Here is a 19,440-nt window from a genome sequence, read left to right on the forward strand (position 1 = left end):
TTGCGAAACAATATGGAGGCGCGTCAATCCGTCTAATGATTGATGTCGCGCGTTGAACGAATCGTGGCGTCGATCAGCGCAATATCATCGTCGATACCGAACTTCGGCGGCTGCGAATATCCGAAGCGCGCGACGACTAGCCTTTCCGACGGCACGATATAAATCCGCTGTCCAAGATCGCCGCTCGCGAAAAAGCCATCCTTGGGGAAGCCCTGTTTTACCCTCGATGCCGCCATCCGGCTGGGTCCGTCGTTAGTCCAGAAGCCCGCGCCATAAGCCATGTTCAAGGTCGAACGCCGCGACCATGCAACCCAGCCTTCGGGCAGGATGCGGCGGCCTTGCGGGGTCACTCCATCGTTGAGATAAAGCTCGCCGAAACGCGCGTAGGCGCGCGCGGGCGCATACACATACGATGAACCCACGAACACCCCGGCGCCATCGAACTCCATGGTTACGCCGGCCATTCCAAGCGGCGCGAATAGCTCGCGCCCGGCGAACGCGCGCATGCCTTCAGCGCCGCCGCCAACGGTTTTTCCGAGCAAGCGAGCGAGGATCAGCGTGTTGGCCGATGTGTATTCCCAGTGGGTTCCAGGCGGTTGTTTCAACGCGTGCTGCGCGGCGAAACCGGCCATATCGGCGTGGGCGTATTCCATTTGCGCAATCGGAGCGAAGGCCGTTTCGGCTTCACGCGCGTCGAGGCCGCTGCGCATGCGCATGAGGTCTTCAACGGTGATCTTCGCGCGAGGATCGCCTGCGTTTTGCCATTCAGGCGCACCGGCGGGTTGATCGATACGCAGACGCCCGTCGCGCACGAGAATGCCGAGCAACGCGTTGGTGAAGGACTTGGCGACCGAGTAGCTCAGCAGCGGCGTATCGGGACCGAAACCCGGCGCGTAGCGCTCCGCAATCACACGGCCGTTCTTGACGATAACCACCGCCTTGACGTTCTTGACCGGCTGGGTTTTATCGTCGGAGAAAACACGGTCCAGCGCAGCCGCAATCTGCGGATTTAATGGCGGGACGATTGCCGATTCCTGGGGTGTATCGGACGTATCGGCAAGGGGAACCGGCGCCGGAACGTTCTCAGGATAGTCGAGCCGGCATCCGTAGCCCGGCGTGTACGACGCACGCGCGTGAATGATCCACGCAAAGGACGCGTCGATGCTGCGCTGCGTGCGGTCAACGTTGTAATGAACCAACTCGCTTGCGGGTCCATCGATAATGACCTGCACTTGTTCCTTGAAGGTCGCGTCAGGATCGAGCCTGGCGACGAACGTCGCGGAACACAAGTTATGCGCGGTCAGCCCGGCCGCCACGCGCACGGCACGATCGGGCCTGAAAACGAGCATCAGGATGACAACGATCAGTACGAGGGCTGCGGCTGTATATCGAAGGATTCGCATTGCCATTCGCCATGTTCCTTGACCGGCGCGATTGCGTTAAACGTCATCGGCGTTGCGCCAATGGCGTTCATCTCCGGGAAAGGCTGAAGTTTATGCGAATTTTATCGCCGTTTATTTATCGCGATCCAGAGACCGGATTGGGAATACGAACATCGCGGCGGCCAGCCCGAGCAATCCGCCCAGAAGCGTTTCCCATGCGCGCGCGGCAAGCAAGGGGATGGAGTGCACGCCGCTTGCTGCAAGCGTGATAATTAATGTGAACGCAAACGCGGCGCAGGCGATGTCGTAACGCTCCGGCAGTGCCATCGCGTAGATGACCATGGCGAGCGCGGCCGCAGCCCAGATCAACAGAGGCGCATGCTCTGCAACCGGCAGACAGGCGAGGCCTAATGGAACGCCGATCAGCGTCCCGGCAATGCGGCGGCGCACACGCTGCATCGTTCCGGTCGCCGAACCTGCGACCACGTATGTGCACGCGGTAATTGCCCACGCCGATTCAGCCAGGCCGATCAAACCGTTCAGGATAACGATCACCAATGCGCCGAGGGACGCCTGCAGACCCATGACCAATTCGGGCTTGTATTTGCCGTTAAAGGAATCCGGGCCGGCAGCCAATGCCGCGGTCACGACGGGCCTTTCGGCGGGTCCGCTCAGCATTCTCGGCACGACGGATGCCGTCACCGCGATGAGTGCCGCGATCCCGATCGCGCGCAGATCGTTCGCGGTCAAACGGGCGCCGTATGCGAGCAACTCGCCAATATAGATTTGCGATCCGACTCCGGCGCCTAAGGTGCCGAACCGTTTGAGGTATCCGACCAGAAACGCGCCGGTGACGAGGATCATCTCCGGCGCGGCCCTGCCAGCGACTCGCAGCGGCTCGGAGAAAACCGCAAACACGGCGGCGCCAAGCGCGGCAGAAAAGCATAACAACACCAGGTCGCGACTCGACTCGGGCCGCGTCGTTTTTCCCTCGGACACGCTTGCCCAGAGTGCAAAACTTCCAGCCAGATAACCCAGCGGGATATTGCCGGGAACACCATGCGCGATATCCTGCAACGTCCCGAGCGCAACGGCAATGCCGTAAGCCGTCACCAGCCGCAATCCCTTGACTCGACGATGCGTGCCCGGGTCCACGCGCGCAAGCCAGCCGCCAATCGTCGTGATTGGCTGCAGGACGCCTTGGAGATATCTGGCGCCTAGACCGGGCGAGCGTTGCGGTTGGTCATGCATGGAGTTGGCCGTGAAATTTCTTCCGGAACGACGAGCGGAGACTCGCACATCCACTTTGTGCGGAGCCGCCTAATAAAGCGTTGTAGACGGTTTTACGCTTCGTCGCTGAAGAAATTTTCGCCACGGACGGAGGCGGACAATGCCAGTGGAATCGTCTGGCAAAGAGGCGCGCGCGCAGATCCGCGCGAGCGAAACCTCAAAAGCCCCGTGCTTTCAGGCCATGATCGCAAGCTGGCGAAAACATGCATCGAGCGCGATCCGCAGTTGCTCTTTGAGCGCCACGGACGCTTCCACAAGCGGCAAGCGTGTTTCGCCTTGAATCAAGCCTTCGAGTGCCAGCGCCGCCTTCACGCCCGATGGATTCGGCACGCTGAACAGGAGCTTGATGACGGGCTTGAGTGCGTCGAAGAATACGGCGGCATCGTCCGATCTCGCAGTTAACACGCGCTCGTGGATCTCGGCCAGGACATCGGCGAAAAGATGCGCGCTCGTCAAAATGCCACCCGATCCACCCGCCATCAGGCAGTCAAGATAGGCGTCGTCGTTGCCGCAAAGAACGCTGATCGGAAGCTGGCAGAGTCTTTCGAAAGTCGCCGGCACGCAAGCCTTGATCGCGACAATGTTGGCGTGTTCAACGAGACGTTCGACCGTGCTCGGCTCGATGGCAACACCCGTTCGATGCGGCACGTCATAGAGAATGACCGGCCGTTCCGTGGCGCGCGAGATTTCATCGAAGTGCCAGCGAATGCCGTCTTGATCGGGACAGATATAAGCCGGCGCCGACACCAGATATCCACCTATATCCCAGCGGTCAAGCTCGCGGATTTCCTGCACCATGTCACGGGTATTCATGCCGCCGATACCCACCACGACCGTCAGGCGCGTGCCGACGACCTCGAACAACGAACGCAGCACCTTGAGTCGTTCGTAGTGATCGAGCAACGCCGCCTCGCCGGTCGTTCCAAGCGCGACAAACCCGCTGATTTCCTGGCTCAGATAACGTTCGGCGAGACGCTGGAGCGCGTCGATATCGACTTGTCCGTCCTTGAAGGGCGTGACGATAGGCAACCATATTCCGGACACCACGTTCAGCTCCGTGTTCATTTGATTGGATCAAACGAAGCGTACTGGATGACGTGTAAACGTTGTGTCAAAAAACGGCGGGATCGCGTATAGAACGCGGTTGGAAACCTAGCGTGGCGGCAGCGGCAATGCCAGCAGTTTGTTGGTGATTTCATCCGATAAACGCAAGGCCGACATTGGGCCGCCGAAGCCCCAGATGTTGGGTTCGACCAGCGACACACGCCCTGCCCGCTTTGCAGGAACGAAGCGCCAGACGGGGGATGTCAGTCGTGTATCGACGGGAACGTCCGCGCTCGACGCAGTCACGAACAGCACGGCGAGATCAGGCTTTTTGAGCAGGTCAGCCGATGTCACATACACGGTGCCTTCGCGCGTAGGCTCGGACGGCCACAACGATAAACCCAGCGCCCGCGCCACGCCCGCCGCCGTGCTGTTGCCGGTATAAGCCCAATAGCGATCCGGCAAGCCCAGTTCCTGCAACAGCGCAACGTGCTCGCCGCCGCGGCCTGCAAGAGCCAGGCGTTGCGCATTGCGAGCGAGGCCCGCATCGAGTTTTGCTTCGACCGCATGCGTTTGTTTCGAACGCCCGGTCAGGCAGCCTATCGTTCGAAAAATCGTGCGGGTCCAATCGAGCTGCGTCTGCGGCACGCCATCGTGTTGCTGCATGTCAGGGCTGAACTGGAACAATACCGTGGGCGCGATCCGGTCCAGCGCCGCAAAAATCGGCGCATGCCGATACCCCACGCCAATGATCAGATCAGGACGCACCGACGCAATCGCTTCAAGGCTCGGCTCTTGCCGCGTGCCGACTTCCGGCACGCCATCGAAACGCTTGCTTTCGTAACCGATCCAGCCGGCGTAATAGGCGTTATCGACGAGACCGGCGGGCGTGATATCGAGCGCGGCCAGATCTTCCGCGAACATGAATTCGAGGACGACAACGCGCTTCGGTTTTGACGGCATGGTCCTGCTGAATTGCGAAACGGTCGGGTTGTCCGCAAGCGGCGTGCAAACTGACACAGATGGCTCTACGGCCAACGCCAATGACGTCACGACCATAAAAGCAAGCCCAAACAAAAGCCCTCTCACGCGATAGCCTCCTGCAGCGCGAGTTCATCGTCGGGCATGGTTAGCAACAAGGGACAACTCGAACACAGTTGCGTTTCTCCGGGAATCTCGTAACGCACGCAACACACGCGGCGCGCGCGAAACGGATTGGGCAATAGCGCCGAACGCGGCTTCATTTGCCGGATGGGCATGCGCAGCGGATTGGGCTCGCCGTTCTCGCCTAACGAAGATCCGAAAAGCCATGCGGCATCGCCATGATCGTCTGCTTCGCCCGGCAACAACGCGCATTGCTCCATCAGGTAGTCGAGCAAATTGCCCACGTTGCTCCACAAGACGCGCGGTGCGATGCGCGTCATTCCAGCGAGCATTTCGATGACCGCATCGAGATGTTCGATCAAGCCGGCGTAATTAAGAGTAGCGTTGTTGGTGCGAGGTTTGAGTGCATCGGCTGTGAAATGCAAAGCGACAGGCATGCCTTCGCGCAGGACGAGCCGCGTTCGCGCCGGCGACATGTCGAGCGGACGTCTCAGCAAACGCGCCGCCAATATTCCGGCCGGCGCGGCGAGCCCGAAATAATATTTGCTCCATTGCGATAACAGCGCACGCGCGTGAAGCCGGGGATCGCCGCCATAGTGATGGACCATGGCATCGAGCAACGCGTTCCGGTGCGCGCGCAGAGACAAAAGCGGGATGCTGACATCGTTCGTTTCCAGAACCTGATCGGGCGCACCGAGCCACACGTTCTGCAGATACTGCGCGATCGACGCCGGCGCGAATACAGCGAGACATTGCGAAATGTTCGATGCCGAATCCGGGTTCATTGTCCGCTCCGTTTTTCGCGCCTTGCCTGCATGACCAGAAGTGCAAGCAAATACGGCGCGCCGATCAGCGCCGTCAACACGCCTGCCGGAATCTCGCGCGGCGCGAGCAGCGTGCGTGCGGCGATATCCGCGGCGGCGAGAACCAGTGCGCCAATCGCCGCCGCGAGCCAGAGCCGCGTCCGGTGCGCCCGCGCGCCGAGCATGTTCGCCAGATGCGGCGCCATCAATCCGATAAACCCCACGGGCCCGACCGCCGCCACCGCTGCGCATGCAGCAAGCGTGGCAACGGTCAGCACGAGCGGCCGGAGCACGCTGACCGGCACGCCTAGCGCGACCGCCTGATCCTCGCCGAGGGCGAGCAAGTCGAGCGGCCGCGCAAGCAGCGCGAGTACCGGCAACGCAAGCGCGCTCCACGGCAGCAGCGCCGCGACTTCGCCCCAACTGCGCCCGTATGTCCCGCCAACGAGCCATACCACGAAGCGCGCAGGTTGCACGCTTTGCTGCGTGACCAGCCATTGCGACAACGTGGTCCACATCGTACCGATGACAATCCCCGTCAACGCCACCGCGAGCGGCGCGTAATGATGGCGTCGGTTGAGCAACAAGGTAAGCAGAAGCGTCACGCCGCCGCCAGTCAACGCGGCGCCTGAAAGGATTGCGTGGCCGGCGAGCGGCCAGATCATCAGCGCGACGAGCGTCGTCAGCCCTGCCCCCTGCGTCACGCCGAGCACTTCGGGGCCCGCCAGCGGATTCCTCACGATGCTCTGCATCAACACGCCGCTCGATGCCAGCAGCGCGCCCGCGAGCAACGCACAGAGAAGCCGCGGCAGGCGCAGATCCAACAGCATGCGGGCTATGTCGTCGCGATGTTCGAGCACACCGAGCCAGCGTTCGGGACCGAGCCATTCAGGACCAGAAGATGCGCCGATCATCAGGATCACCGCGCCGATTGCGAGCAGGATCGCCGCGACGGCGGGCCACGGCAAAACGTTCATCGTGCGGAGGAAAAGCGTGCTGCGTGCTGGCGCAGAACGTTCCTGGCCTGCATTCAGCATACTGGCCCACGCGGTGCCGCCGCGGATCATCGCGAGCATCAGCGGCGCGCCTACAAACGCAATAGCGACGCCAGTTGAAAGCGTCGAATCGAGATCGAGAGATAGCACGGCGGTATCGGTGACGAGCACGATTGCTGCGCCCACGAGCGCGGACAGCGGCACGAGCGCGCCGAGCTTCGACGCCTTCGCGCCCCGGATCTGCCGCAGCACATTCGGCGCGATCAAGCCGACGTAAGACAGCGGGCCAGCGATGCTCACGGCAACGCTCCCAAAACCGACCGCGACGACTAGCGCCGCGAGCCGCGTGGCATCGATACGGACGCCGACGGCAGCGGCGGCATCGTCGCCGAGAGACAGCGGGTCGAGCGGACGCATGACGAATGGCAGCGCAACGAGCGGGACGACGAGCCATGCAAGCGCGGACTTCAACCCCGCTGCGCCCGGTTGGTACAAGCTGCCGCTCGCCCAAAGCGATGCACCCACCACGGTTTGCTCGAAGAACGCCAGCAGAAGTGTCGATATTGCCGAGAACAGCAGCATGCAGACGCTGCCTGCCAGCACGAGCCTGAGCGGCGTCGCGCGCCATCCGCCCGCAGCCGCCGCAACGCACGCGGCGGCCGCGAGACCGCACACGAAAAGCAACGGCACGGACGCCGCGCCGAACACGGATGGCAGGATCATCGCGGCGAGCAAGCCGAGTTGCGCGCCGCCCGTGATGCCGAGAAGATCGGGCGACGCCAGCGGATTGCGCGTCAAAGCCTGGAAAAGCGTGCCTGCAACCGCCAGACAAGCGCCCGCGACAAGCGCGGCCGCAATGCGCGGCGCGTTCAGATCGAAAAGGAATACGCCGGCGAGTTGCGCGGCGTCGCTGCCGGGTGACGCGGCGAGCCACGCATGGACATCGGGCGCGAGACGCAAGAGCGCGACCGCGACGATCAAAAGCGCAAGCAAGGTGGCAAGCAAACCGACGCAGCTTTTGACGGGCGCACGCCAGCGTTCTGAAGATGAGGCAAGCGTTGTCATGCCACCAGATCCCTGGGCGCGTTGCTCAGGAATTCCGCTTCGTAAGCCGGCACGCACATCGGCGCGCCTGTTTGCGGATGCGCGATCTTCAGCATCTGGACACCGAAAGTATCGTTGAGATGGTGCGGGTCGAGCATGGCGTCGGGCGCGCCTTGCGCAATGATCCGGCCGGCACGCATCAACACGATTTCATCGCTGAACGCGGCGGCTTGGTTGAGGTCGTGAAGCACCCATACGATGGTCAGTCCGCGCTCGCGGTTCAAGCGCCGCAATTCACGCAGGATATCGAGCTGATGATGAATGTCGAGATAGGTCGTCGGTTCGTCGAGCAAGACAATAGGCGCCTGTTGCGCCAACGCCATCGCAATCCATACACGCTGACGTTCGCCTCCAGAAAGCGCGGCTACGTCGCGCGATGCATCGGCGGCGAGACCACTTGCGTCGAGTGCCTCGTCGATTGCCGCGTGATCCGTGCGCGTCAATCCGCGCAGCCAGCCGCCGTAGGCATAACGCCCGTAAGCCACCAGTTCGCGCACAGTCAGCCCTGCCGGAATCTGGTTGAACTGCGCGAGCATGGTCAGCGTCCGGGCAAGCTCGCGCCGGCGCAATGTACCAACTGGTACACCGTTCACTTCGACATGACCATCGAGCGTGGGCTGCAAGCCAGCGAGCGTTCGCAGCAGCGTGCTTTTCCCGCAACCGTTCGGGCCGCAAAGCGCGGTGACGCGCCCCGCTTCAATACTCACGTCCAGCCGGTCGAGCACGACATGTTCCCCGTACCCGACCGTCAGCGAGCGTGCGGTCAGTGCGGGTCCTGCCCATAATGTCATCGTGCGTCCGCCCGCTCGCTGTAGCTTTGCGCCATGGCGACCACGACCTTGCGCGGTCCTTCGAACGGATCACGCGCGTGCGCAGTGAGCATGTTGTCGAGCATCAGCACGTCGCCGGTCATCCATGGAAACACGATGCGCTGCTCGTCCAGCACGCCGCGGATTTCCGCGAGCGCTTCGGCTTCGATGGATTCGCCATCGCCGTAATAGACGTTGCGCGGCACGTTTTCCAGGCCGACGGCATCGACGAGCGCTTCCTGCATGTCTTCATCGAGCGCTGACAAGTGAAAAAGATTCGCCTGGTTGAACCACACCATGTCGCCGGTGCGCGGATGGCGCGCGACCGCCTGGCAGCGTTCGCGGGTGCGCAAGAGCAGTTCGTGATCGTCACCATCGCGCCATTCGTATTCGATACCGCGCGCCGCGCAAATCTGTTCCACCACCGCGGGGTCGTCGGAGCCGAATGCGTTTTGCCACGGAAGATCGAGCCCTTGTCCAAAATTGCGCACGTAAAGCAGTCCGCGTTTGGCAAAACGCTCGACCAGCGCGGGACTGAGCGCACGATAAATCGCGCGGCTATCCGCGATCGGCGTCGCGCCGCCCGATCGCGCCGCGAGCGCGCAATGAAACCAGATGCGCAGCGGCCATTCGCGCGTGTACGACTGCTCGTTGTGCAGCGGTATGGAGCGATGCGGCGGATATTCCGTCGATGTATAAACGGCGCCCTCGACCTGGCTGCGCGGCGTAGACGCAAATTCATAGCCGATAAGCGGGTCGCCGCACGACGCCGCGAAACGCTGGAATGCTTCTATGGATGCAACCTCGAAGCCGGTAAAGCGCAAAGCGCCGCATTTTTCGAGCGTACTGTCGATGATCGTGCGCAGCGGCACGGCGGCATCTTCAAGCGAAATGCCGACGCCGGGTTTTGGCGACACCACGGTTGGCAATCCAGGTTCGATGCTCAGATCGTCCAGCGTTGGAAGTGTCGCGGGAAGCGCCTCTGAAAGTGAATTCATGCGAAATTCTCCTGCCGCAAATTCCATGGCACGGACTGCAAAATTTTCAGGACGCGGCGCCATCCATGTGACGGCGAAGACTGGCGGGACGCATGTCGGTCCAGACAGTTTCGATATGCGCCAGGCACATATCCTTGGAACCTGTTACGCCGACCGCACGCCAGCCCGCAGGGATCGCGCGAAAGGTCGGCCAGAGCGAATACTGCTCTTCGTCGTTGATGACAACCGTGTATTCGAGTTCATCCGCCTCGCGTGCGAAGGCGGTCGGAGTGTGCTGGGCTTGCGTCATGATCGGCGGCCTTGTCGGAAAAAACGGGAGAGGTTGGCGGCCGCGAAGCTTCAGCTTACGGCGCCATCTGTATGGAATAGACGCTTCGCGAATGCGAATTTTTACCGGCGACGCGCGCAACCGTCGAAATAACGCGGATGAGCGTCGCCACGATTGCAGGCATCGAGGCTGTCCGCACAATGCTTCTCAACGTCGCGCACCATGAAATGAACCAGCGTTTGCGAAACGTTAAGCGCGCTTGCCGTGCTTTTCAGCGTTTCCTCGCGCAGCCGCACCATCTCGAAGGCCACGCGGCTTCGAGCCGGCAATTGTTCGAGCGCGGCCAGAACCTGACGCAGCGTGTCGCGGGTCTCGGCCATGACTTCCGGCGTGCATTGCGGCGACGGCACGTCGAGGCCATCGTCTTCATCGGCGTGATAGGTGTTTTCGAGCGTTTGCGAACGGCAGGCATCGATAGATGCGTTGCGCACCATCCGCGCAACATACGCCGCGGGCTGACGCACGGCGTCCTGATTCGGAAAGTCGATGAGCTTGATGAAGACATCGTGGACGACGTCTTCCGCGCGGCTGCCGCAGCCGACAAAACCGCGCGCCATGTTGACGAGCATCGGCCGGTTGGAAATGGCGATGTCGAGCAGCGTGCGTGCGGGCTGCGTCGTCAGTTCAACGGCCGGCCGCCCGTCCTGTATGGGCCGCCAGCCAGTCTCGGAGGCGAAAAGTGATGGAGGTGTTAGCGGTATGGCGGGCGATTGTGTCGGCCGGTCGAGCACTTCCGTCATAGAGTTGCCCCTCGTTTAAGTAGGGACCCAATATAACGTAAACGAGAAGCATTCTCAAATACACCTTACATCTAAGGTCTTTCTTGCTTTCAGTCTTAGATGCCGGTACATGACAAATGCTCGGACCGGCCGCTTGGCCGGTCCGGGTTATACCCTCTCTTTGCTCATGCGGCCGCGCCGGCGCCCAAATTTCCGCCGGTGCGCGAACGTCCGTAACGTCCGGCCGATTCGCGTTCTTCGTCGCGTCGCAGTTCATCGATATAAGCGCGCGCAGCGGCTTCGGCGCGGTGACGTGCGGTTGCCGGTTGCGGGAACGACGCGGCGTCGAGATCTGGAACGGGCAGTCGATAATCCATCACGGCTGCCGCTGTCCCGGCCACGACTGCACGGGCGATAAAGCGGGCGGGCTGGCTGGTATCGGTCAGTTCCAGAGCGCTCTGCGCCCAAGCCGTAATTCGATATCCACGATAAATACTTTCGCTAAAGCTGAACATGGTCTTCTCTCCAGAATCTGTTTAAGGATTGCTAAAGCAGTCGCCGTGCCTAAGCGCTTAGCTAAGTGTTCATGAACAGTTTCCTAAGGCCGTTTAATCAAGCAATAACATCCACGCGCGCGCCGTAAACTTCCAGCGCGGCATCGTGCAATGCTCGCAAAACGACGGTTGCCGCCGGCGACAACAAGCGCGTTTGCCGCGTAATGATTCCGAATGCGTCCATGCGGCACGGCAGTTCGACGGCAAGCCGCTTCAGCGTCCCAAACTCTTCGTACTGCCGCGCAACCTCCTCCGGCATCACGGCGAGCATGTCGCTTTGCAGCAAGATGCCCGAGATGGCAACCATGTTGTTGGTGTTCACCACGTTGTCCGGCGCGGCGAGACCAATCTGCGAAAACACCATGTCGAACCGATGCCGCAGCACACTTCCCGGCGGATGCAGCACCCAACCCTCGCCTACGATATCCGCCATGGTCAGCCCGCTTGAATTGGCGAGCGGATGACCGGGGCGCACGACCACGCAAAGCGGTTCTTCCGCGATAGGTTCGTAACGAACCGCGTCCTTGAACTGGCCTTGTCGTTCCAGAACGCGGCCGACCATGATGTCGAGATGTCCTTGAGCCACTAGCGGCAGCATCACGTCGGATGTCTCCACCTGAAGCCAGATCTGCAATTGCGGATAGCTCGCTTTCACGCGTGCAATGGCAAGCGGCACCATCGTCGCGGCGGCTGCGGCGATTGCGCCCAGTTGCACCTGACCCACGAGTCCCGCGCGCAATGCCGCAATTTCATCGTGCGCCTGGCTCAGATTCGACAACACCATGCGGGCGTGCCGGATCATCACCTCGCCGTAGAGCGTGGGATGCATGCCGTGGGGCGTGCGGTCGAAGAGCCGCACCTCGAGCACGTCCTCCAGTTCCTTCAATAAACGCGATGCCGCCGGCTGCGTCATGCCCAGCATATCGGCGGCGCGCCGCACGTTGCCCTCTTCTTCCATGGCCGCTAGAAGCAGCAATTGCCGTGTCTTGAGGCGCGTGCGCACGGTTACGTTCGAGTAGTTTTGAGCCATGCAATGCGCCTGCTTCTGATTATTTCGATGGCCAATCGTAGCTGATCCTGACCGGCGGGCGCCAGATTGCGTAGGGTTCGATCCCAAAATGTAGGAGCGCCGCCGACATACCCATTTTGATATCAGGATCGTCAAAAAACTGATTGGAAAGGAATCGGCTGCTTCCTTAAGATGCACTCAAACTTCAGGACCTGAGACTCGGCCTTTTGCGCTCGCGACGCGCTTTCAAGGCGTAAGCGAATTCTAAAAGGCCGCGATCCGATTCACGCGAATTACTAAGCACGCAACAACCAAAACTCGTATCAGCGCGCACCGATTGACCCGCAGGACCGCCGGACAGCATCAAAGAGCGAACGGGCTGCAAGCCTGCGCTTCGCTGCATGCCACCCACGCATGCAGCCTTAATTCAACCAGGAGACAACACCATGAACCACAAGCTGAACCACAAGCTTCGCCGTCTGACCTTGTCCGCGATCGCTGCAACCACGCTAGGCATTCCGTTCGCATCGCAAATGTCCGCTCATGCCGACGAACCGCTCAAGGTCGGGTTCCTCGTGAAGATGCCCGAGCAGGCTTGGTTCATCAACGAGCAGAAAGCAGCGTCCGCGCTTGGTCAGAAAGAAAAATTCTCGGTGGTGAATATCGGCACGCCGGATGGTGAAAAGGTTTTGTCGGCAATCGATAACCTCGGCGCGCAAGGCGCTCAGGGTTTCGTGATCTGCGCGCCCGACGTGCGTCTCGGACCGGCCATCCAGGCCCGCGCAAAACGCTACAACATGAAGTTCGTCACGGTCGATGACCAACTCGTCGATTCGACCGGCAAGCCTTTGCCGAACGTGCCGCACCTCGGCATGTCCGCATTCAAGATCGGCAACCAGGTCGGCACGGCCATCTCCGATGAAATGAAAAAGCGCGGCTGGAAACCCGAGGAAGTCGGCGCGCTGCGCATCACGGATTACGAGTTGCCGACCGCGAAGCAACGCACGGACGGTGCCACGCAAACGCTTCTGGCAAGTGGTTTCAAGAAGGAAAATATCTTCGATGCCCCGCAAAAAACCACCGACGACGAAGGCGGTTTCAACGCCGCATCGCCGGTTTTATCGCAGCATCCGAACATCAAGAAATGGGTGATCTACGCGATCAACGAAGAGACCGTGCTCGGCGCCGTGCGCGCGACCGAACAACTGCATATTGCATCGGCTGATGTGATCGGCGTGGGCATCAACGGTGCAGGCGAAGCGTTTGCCGAGTTCCAGAAGAAAGAGCAAACGGGCTTCTACGGGACTATCGCCGTGAGTTCGACGAACCATGGCAAGGACAGCACGCAGAACCTCGTCGACTGGATCAAGAACGGCAAGCAGCCGCCCGCCGATACACAAACCACCGGCAAGCTGATGGTCCGCAGCAACTGGCAGGACGTGCGGAAAGAACTGGGTATCTGAGCGATTGGCCAAGGGCGTTGTGCACGTCATGCATGTCATGCGCGTCATGACGCCCGCTTCAGTTTTCAACCAAGGAACGCTCAATGATGGATACCGCAGTGGCCACGGCCGCGCCTTATCTTTTACTCGATAACATCACCGTGCGTTTTCCCGGCGTGCTTGCGCTCGACTCGGTTTCGCTCGGTGTGCGCACGGGCGAAGTCCACGGGCTGATGGGCGAGAACGGCGCGGGCAAATCGACCTTGCTCAAAGTGCTGTCGGGCGTGAACTCAACGAGCGGCGGAAGCTTGTCGCTCGATGGCGTGGAGCAGCAATTCACGACCACCAAGGCCGCAATCGAAGCGGGTATCGCGATCATTTATCAGGAGTTGCATCTCGTGCCCGAGCTGACCGTGGCCGAGAACCTGATGCTCGGTGCAATGCCGAACCGCTTCGGTTTGCTCGATGAAAAAGCGCTGGTCAGACGCGCGATTTCCGAGCTGGATCGACTGGGTGAAAAGATCGATCCGAACATGCAAGTGAAGCACTTGTCGATCGGGCAGCGCCAGATGATCGAGATCGGCAAGGCGCTGATGCGCAACGCGCGCGTGATCGCCTTCGATGAACCCACGAGCTCACTCTCATCGCGCGAAACGGAGCAACTCTTCAAGATCATCCGCGCGTTGAAAAGCGAAGGGCGCGCGATCATCTACGTGACGCATCGCATGGACGAGGTCTATGCGCTTTGCGATCGCGTGACGGTTTTTCGCGATGGCCGGCGTATCGAAACTTTCGAAGAAGTCGATGGACTCGAACGCGATCGCCTGATCAGTTGCATGGTCGGCCGCTCCATTCACGATGTGTACGGATATCGCGCGCGGGATATCGGCGACGTGCAACTCGATGTGCAAGCGCTGATGGGTCCTGGACTGGCGGAACCGGCGTCGTTCAGCGTGCGCAAGGGCGAGATAGTCGGGTTTTTCGGGCTCGTGGGCGCCGGTCGTTCGGAATTGATGAAGCTGATTTACGGCGCGGTGAAACCCGTGTCGGGGCAGATCGTGCTGAAAGGATCCAGACGCAAGTTCAGGTCGCCGCGCGACGCGGTGCGCGCGGGCGTGGCGCTGTGTCCGGAAGACCGCAAGCAGGAAGGCATCGTTTCGATCGCTTCGGTGTCCGACAACATGAACATGAGTTGCCGCCGGCATTTCAGCCCGTTCAACATCTTGAATAGCCGCAAGGAAGCCGCGACCACCACTGATTACATCGCGAAGCTCGCCATCAAGACGCGCAACGGCAATACGCCCATCGGCACGCTTTCCGGCGGCAATCAGCAGAAGGTCATCCTGTCGCGCTGGCTTGCCGAAGAAATCGATGTGTTCCTGATGGACGAACCCACGCGCGGTATCGATGTCGGCGCGCGCAGCGAAATCTACGGCCTCTTGTACGGATTGGCCGAGGCCGGGCGCACGGTCATCGTGGTATCGAGCGATCTGGCCGAAGTGATCGGCGTGGCGGATCGCGTGATGGTGATGCGCGAAGGAAAGATCGTCGGCAACTTGCCGAAGGCGCAAGCCACGCCCGATCAGCTCATCAAGCTCGCCCTGCCCGGCTGATTTCACGAATAACACCGCAGCGACCAATGCGCTGCGAACGATAGAGACATCATGCAAATAACCCCTGTCACCAATCAGTCGAATCCCGCCCAAAGCACGGGCGCGCGTGCTCGCGCCGCGCGGACCTGGGACCTCATCAACAAGTCGGGCATCGTCATGGTGTTCGTGATCCTGTTCGTGACGTTGGCCTTTACCGTGCCGGGGTTTGTCAGCTCGCGCAATATCCAGGGCCTGTTGCTGTCGGTCACGCTGATCGGTTCGATCTCCGTCACCATGATGTTCGTGCTCGCGCTCGGCGAGGTGGATTTGTCGGTGGCGTCCATCGTGGCATTTGCGGGCGTGGTGGCGTCTACCTTGATCACGTCCACGCATAGCGTTACGTTGGGAATAGCGGGCGGTGTGCTGGCCGGCGGCGCGGTTGGGCTCGTGAACGGCGTGCTGATCGCGCGATGGAAAATCAACTCGCTGATCGTCACGCTCGCAATGATGGAAGTGGTTCGCGGGCTGGCTTATATCACGTCGAACGGCGACGCGGTGATGATCTCCGAAGAGCGTTTCTTCGACCTTGGCGGCGGTTCGTTCCTCGGAATTTCGTTTCCGATCTGGTCGAATATCGTGGGGTTTGTGGTCTTTGGCTTTCTGCTGAAGAAGACCGTGTTTGGCAAAAATGTGCTGGCGGTCGGCGGTAATAGCGAAGCCGCGTTGCTGGCTGGTTTGCCGGTCATGCGGATCAAGATAACGGTGTTTGTGCTGCAAGGGCTCGTGACTGGGTTCGCCGGGGTGATGCTGGCATCGCGGATGAGTTTGGGAGATCCCAAGACGTCGGTCGGGCTGGAGCTTGGGGTTATTTCTGCTTGCGTGCTCGGGGGTGTTTCGTTGACCGGCGGCGTGGCTACGATTTCAGGCGTGCTGGTCGGGGTGCTGATCATGGGATCCGTGCAGGACGCCATGAGCCTTATGAATGTGCCGACGTTCTATCAGTATCTGATCCGGGGCGGGATCTTGTTGCTGGCAGTGCTCTTCGATCAGTATCGGAGAAGTAAGCGGGTGGGTTGAGGAAGGGCCGGCGCTTAGGTGGGTTTGAAACGTGTGGTCGGGATTGATGCCGGGTCGCTGCGTTTTAGGTCTTCGCGCGTTCCGTTCTGGCCGATTTCTTTAGCACTGTTAGCCACTGTCCGTGGCGGGACTTCATTTCTTTTTCCGACGGCGAAAAAGAAACGAAGCAAAGAAAACGCCTTTCAACCGATGGCTCATAAGTGTCCCAAGCGTGCAGTTTCGGACTTTCTGGTACCCGAAAAGCACGCTCGACGCCGCAACCATCGACACTTGAACCCCTCCCCCTCCGAACGCTTACATCCACACGCTTCGCCACCAGTGTTCTCGGGCAAGTTCTAGATGTCTCATGAATCTGAGGGGCCAAACCCTTGGTTTCGCACAGCAGACGATTCGGTTTGCTCTTCGCAAAACAGCCACCGAATCTGCCGCCGCGCCACGTGTCAATCCTCGAACTTCTCCACCTCATGCCGCTTGCCGAGCAACATTGCATCGGCCACGTGCTGCAGCGGACTGACGTCTACATCGCTCTCGCCACTCGAAATCAGCTCGAAGAATCGATCGTAAAGGCTCGGATATTCCCTCTCCTTGCCAATGTCCTTAACCTCGTCGCCAATCTTCAGAAACTTCCCGCCTTGCGCCAGATGCAACACGCCATCGCGAGTTGTCACCTCGATCTGCCACAGCTCTTCCGGACCAAAACGCCAGTCGAATTCAGCACGGATCGGCGTGCCGAGTGCATCGCTGAAATTCAGGTTTGCGGCAATCGGGTTGTCCCTGTTCGCCGGAACGAACAATTCCGCGGACTTCAGAAAGAACGCATGTGGCAGGATGCGCGTCACGATCGACAACGCGTTGATACCCGGATCGAAGACGCCTAATCCACCCGGCTGCCAGATCCACTCCTGTCCCGGATGCCAGCGGCGCACGTCCTCTTTCCACAATACCTCGACCGATGTAATCGCTTTGTCGGCAAGCCAGGCACGCGCGGTTTCAACGCCGGGAGCGTGCCTGGAATGCCAGGTTGCAAACAAGGTGCATCGCTTTTTCTGCGCCAACTCAGCGAGCACCTGAACCTCGGTCACGCTCGCGCCTGGCGGCTTTTCGAGCATCACGTGCTTGCCCGCTTCGAGTGCCGCGCGCGCCTGCGAAAACCGCACTTGCGGCGGTGCGCACAACGAGACGGCCTGCATTTGCGGTTCAGCCGCCAGCATCTCTTCTACATTCTGATAATTGTTGACCCCGTCGATCCGCGCATTCCGGCTCGCGCCAGCAATGAGCTTGAATCCGGAATTCCCGGCTATAGCAGGTAAATGCTGATCGCGAGCAATCTTGCCGACGCCGGCAATGCCAATTGCTACTTGCTCTGTCATGTCTGGACCTTGGAAAAATCTTCGTTGATGTGGTGCGCGCAACGCGCCGCATTGCCCCGAAGTCTAATGCGAATGCCGCGGCACATCGGCACCCCGACATCCTACGAGAAAATCGAAATCGCAGCCCTGATCGGCTTGCAAAACGTGATCGACATAAAGTTTTCGATACCCGCTCGTATCGGCTGGCGTGACGGTCTGTGTCTCGGCCCAGTCGGCGAGACGCGCGGTGAGTTCGGTTTCGCTGATATCGAGTTGCAACGTCCCGCCCATGCAATCGAGCTCGATCCAGTCGCCGTCCTTCACCACTGCAAGCGGACCGCCCGCGCGCGCTTCGGGCGCCACATGCAGCACCACGGTGCCATACGCCGTGCCGCTCATGCGGGCATCGGAAATGCGCACCATGTCGGTTACACCCGCTGCCAGCAGCTTCGGCGGCAAACCCATGTTGCCGACTTCCGCCATGCCGGGATATCCCTTCGGCCCGCAATTTTTTAGCACGAGAACCGAGTCCTTCGTTACATCGAGTTCGGGATCGCCAATGCGCGCCTTGTAATGATCGAAGTTCTCGAAAACGACCGCACGTCCGCGATGCTTGAGCAATTCGGGCGTTGCGGCCGACGGTTTCACCACGGCACCATTCGGTGCAAGGTTGCCTCGCACGATGCACAGACCACCATCGGCGACGAGCGGGTTATCGAGCGGCCGGATGACTTCTTCATTGTAGATGGGCGCTTCCTTCGTGTTCTCCCATAACGACTGCCCGTTCGCGGTCAGCGCGTCGGGATGCGGCAGCAAGCCGGCTTCACCTAAACGACGAATCACGCCCGGCAAGCCGCCCGCGTAATAAAATTCTTCCATCAGGAAACGGCCGGAAGGCTGCAGGTCGACGAGCGTCGGCGTGCCGCGTCCGATGCGCGTCCAGTCATCAAGTTCGAGATTCACGCCGATACGACCCGCGATCGCCTTGAGGTGAATCGCCGCATTCGTCGATCCGCCGATCGCCGCGTTCACGCGGATCGCGTTTTCGAAGGCTTCCTTGGTCAGCAGCTTCGACAAGCGCACGTCCTCCAACGCCATCTCCACGATGCGCATGCCCGACATATGCGCGAGGACGTAGCGCCTTGCATCGACGGCGGGAATGGCGGCGTTATGCGGCAGCGTCACGCCGAGCGCTTCCGCCATGCACGCCATGGTCGACGCCGTGCCCATGGTATTGCAGGTGCCGGCCGAACGCGACATACCCGCTTCCGCCGACATGAATTCGTGCAGCGTGATCTTGCCCGCCTTGACCTGTTCGCTGAGCTGCCACACGACAGTGCCCGAGCCGATATCGCGGCCATGATGTTTGCCGTTGAGCATGGGACCGCCGCTTACCGCAATGGCGGGCACGTCGCAACTTGCCGCGCCCATCAGCAACGCGGGCGTGGTTTTATCGCAGCCGACGAGCAGCACGACGGCATCGACGGGATTGCCGCGAATCGATTCCTCAACGTCCATGCTGGCGAGATTGCGCGTGAACATCGCGGTCGGGCGCAGGTTGGACTCGCCGTTGGAAAACACGGGAAACTCGACCGGGAAGCCGCCCGCTTCGAACACGCCGCGCTTCACGTGTTCCGCGAGCTTCCTGAAATGCGCGTTGCATGGCGTCAATTCAGACCACGTATTGCAGATGCCGATGATCGGCTTGCCCTGGAATTCGTGATCGGGAATGCCCTGGTTTTTCATCCAGCTTCGGTACATGAAACCGTTCTTGTCGGCAGTGCCGAACCATTGGGCGGAGCGCAGTGGACGTTTTGCATCTGACATCGATTTATCCTTGA

At 60.6% G+C, this 19,440-nt stretch carries 17 protein-coding genes; 3 read left to right on the top strand and 14 right to left on the bottom strand.

The features are described from left to right. Positions 1–32 precede the first annotated feature (32 nt). From ASG35_RS16455 to ASG35_RS16510, 12 genes are all read right to left on the bottom strand, one after another. Entirely contained in the window at positions 33–1,409 is a 1,377-nt protein-coding gene (locus tag ASG35_RS16455) for a serine hydrolase domain-containing protein (RefSeq protein ID WP_082508415.1), read from the bottom strand. A gap of 105 nt (positions 1,410–1,514) precedes the next feature. Beyond that, a complete protein-coding gene (locus tag ASG35_RS16460; protein ID WP_082508416.1) occupies positions 1,515–2,633 on the bottom strand; it encodes an FUSC family protein in 1,119 nt (372 codons plus the stop codon). A gap of 213 nt (positions 2,634–2,846) precedes the next feature. Then, positions 2,847–3,737, bottom strand: a complete 891-nt coding sequence (gene dapA, locus ASG35_RS16465; protein WP_235527571.1) for a 4-hydroxy-tetrahydrodipicolinate synthase — start codon at positions 3,735–3,737, stop codon at positions 2,847–2,849. 87 nt (positions 3,738–3,824) lie between these two features. Beyond that, the gene (locus ASG35_RS16470; RefSeq protein WP_056359447.1) at positions 3,825–4,775 is read right to left on the bottom strand and encodes an ABC transporter substrate-binding protein; all 951 of its coding nucleotides are present in this window, start codon (positions 4,773–4,775) and stop codon (positions 3,825–3,827) included. 26 nt (positions 4,776–4,801) lie between these two features. Continuing rightward, positions 4,802–5,605 carry a siderophore-iron reductase FhuF gene (gene fhuF / locus ASG35_RS16475; protein ID WP_056359449.1) on the bottom strand — a complete coding sequence of 268 codons (804 nt, stop codon included), beginning with the start codon at positions 5,603–5,605 and terminating at the stop codon, positions 4,802–4,804. Further along, positions 5,602–7,683 (bottom strand): Fe(3+)-hydroxamate ABC transporter permease FhuB, encoded by a 2,082-nt coding sequence (gene fhuB / locus ASG35_RS16480; RefSeq protein ID WP_056359452.1) that lies wholly within the window; start codon positions 7,681–7,683, stop codon positions 5,602–5,604. The genes fhuF and fhuB overlap by 4 nt, the downstream gene beginning before the upstream one ends. Beyond that, the gene (locus ASG35_RS16485; protein ID WP_056359454.1) at positions 7,680–8,513 is read right to left on the bottom strand and encodes an ABC transporter ATP-binding protein; all 834 of its coding nucleotides are present in this window, start codon (positions 8,511–8,513) and stop codon (positions 7,680–7,682) included. The genes fhuB and ASG35_RS16485 overlap by 4 nt, the downstream gene beginning before the upstream one ends. After that, positions 8,510–9,529 (bottom strand): TauD/TfdA family dioxygenase, encoded by a 1,020-nt coding sequence (locus ASG35_RS16490; RefSeq protein WP_056360782.1) that lies wholly within the window; start codon positions 9,527–9,529, stop codon positions 8,510–8,512. The genes ASG35_RS16485 and ASG35_RS16490 overlap by 4 nt, the downstream gene beginning before the upstream one ends. 46 nt (positions 9,530–9,575) lie before the next feature. Continuing rightward, on the bottom strand, positions 9,576–9,818 hold the full coding sequence (locus ASG35_RS16495; RefSeq protein ID WP_056360785.1) for an MbtH family protein: 243 nt from the start codon (positions 9,816–9,818) through the stop codon (positions 9,576–9,578). A 101-nt stretch (positions 9,819–9,919) separates the two neighbouring features. After that, positions 9,920–10,597 carry an RNA polymerase factor sigma-70 gene (locus ASG35_RS16500; RefSeq protein WP_082508417.1) on the bottom strand — a complete coding sequence of 226 codons (678 nt, stop codon included), beginning with the start codon at positions 10,595–10,597 and terminating at the stop codon, positions 9,920–9,922. A 164-nt stretch (positions 10,598–10,761) separates the two neighbouring features. Next, entirely contained in the window at positions 10,762–11,091 is a 330-nt protein-coding gene (locus ASG35_RS16505; RefSeq protein ID WP_056359457.1) for a hypothetical protein, read from the bottom strand. 97 nt (positions 11,092–11,188) lie between these two features. Beyond that, entirely contained in the window at positions 11,189–12,160 is a 972-nt protein-coding gene (locus ASG35_RS16510) for a LysR family transcriptional regulator (RefSeq protein WP_056359460.1), read from the bottom strand. Positions 12,161–12,597: 437 nt separating this feature from the next. On the opposite strand from ASG35_RS16510, the gene ASG35_RS16515 reads away from it, so the two are divergent. From ASG35_RS16515 to araH, 3 genes are all read left to right on the top strand, one after another. Then, a complete protein-coding gene (locus ASG35_RS16515) occupies positions 12,598–13,602 on the top strand; it encodes an arabinose ABC transporter substrate-binding protein (RefSeq protein WP_156393248.1) in 1,005 nt (334 codons plus the stop codon). 83 nt (positions 13,603–13,685) lie between these two features. Then, positions 13,686–15,194 carry an L-arabinose ABC transporter ATP-binding protein AraG gene (araG, locus tag ASG35_RS16520; protein ID WP_056359464.1) on the top strand — a complete coding sequence of 503 codons (1,509 nt, stop codon included), beginning with the start codon at positions 13,686–13,688 and terminating at the stop codon, positions 15,192–15,194. A gap of 51 nt (positions 15,195–15,245) precedes the next feature. Further along, positions 15,246–16,250: an L-arabinose ABC transporter permease AraH gene (araH, locus tag ASG35_RS16525; protein ID WP_056359467.1), complete on the top strand. Its 1,005-nt coding sequence runs from the start codon at positions 15,246–15,248 to the stop codon at positions 16,248–16,250. A 440-nt stretch (positions 16,251–16,690) separates the two neighbouring features. Here araH and ASG35_RS16530 read toward each other — a convergent pair whose 3' ends face one another. Together ASG35_RS16530 and ASG35_RS16535 are read right to left on the bottom strand one after the other, a co-directional pair. Beyond that, positions 16,691–17,620 carry a Gfo/Idh/MocA family protein gene (locus ASG35_RS16530; protein WP_056359470.1) on the bottom strand — a complete coding sequence of 310 codons (930 nt, stop codon included), beginning with the start codon at positions 17,618–17,620 and terminating at the stop codon, positions 16,691–16,693. A 63-nt stretch (positions 17,621–17,683) separates the two neighbouring features. Further along, positions 17,684–19,426, bottom strand: a complete 1,743-nt coding sequence (locus tag ASG35_RS16535; protein ID WP_056359473.1) for an IlvD/Edd family dehydratase — start codon at positions 19,424–19,426, stop codon at positions 17,684–17,686. Between the last annotated feature and the right edge of the window lie 14 nt (positions 19,427–19,440).

Origin of the sequence: Burkholderia sp. Leaf177 (genome assembly GCF_001424345.1) — a bacterium.
In the GTDB taxonomy this organism is placed as follows: domain Bacteria; phylum Pseudomonadota; class Gammaproteobacteria; order Burkholderiales; family Burkholderiaceae; genus Caballeronia.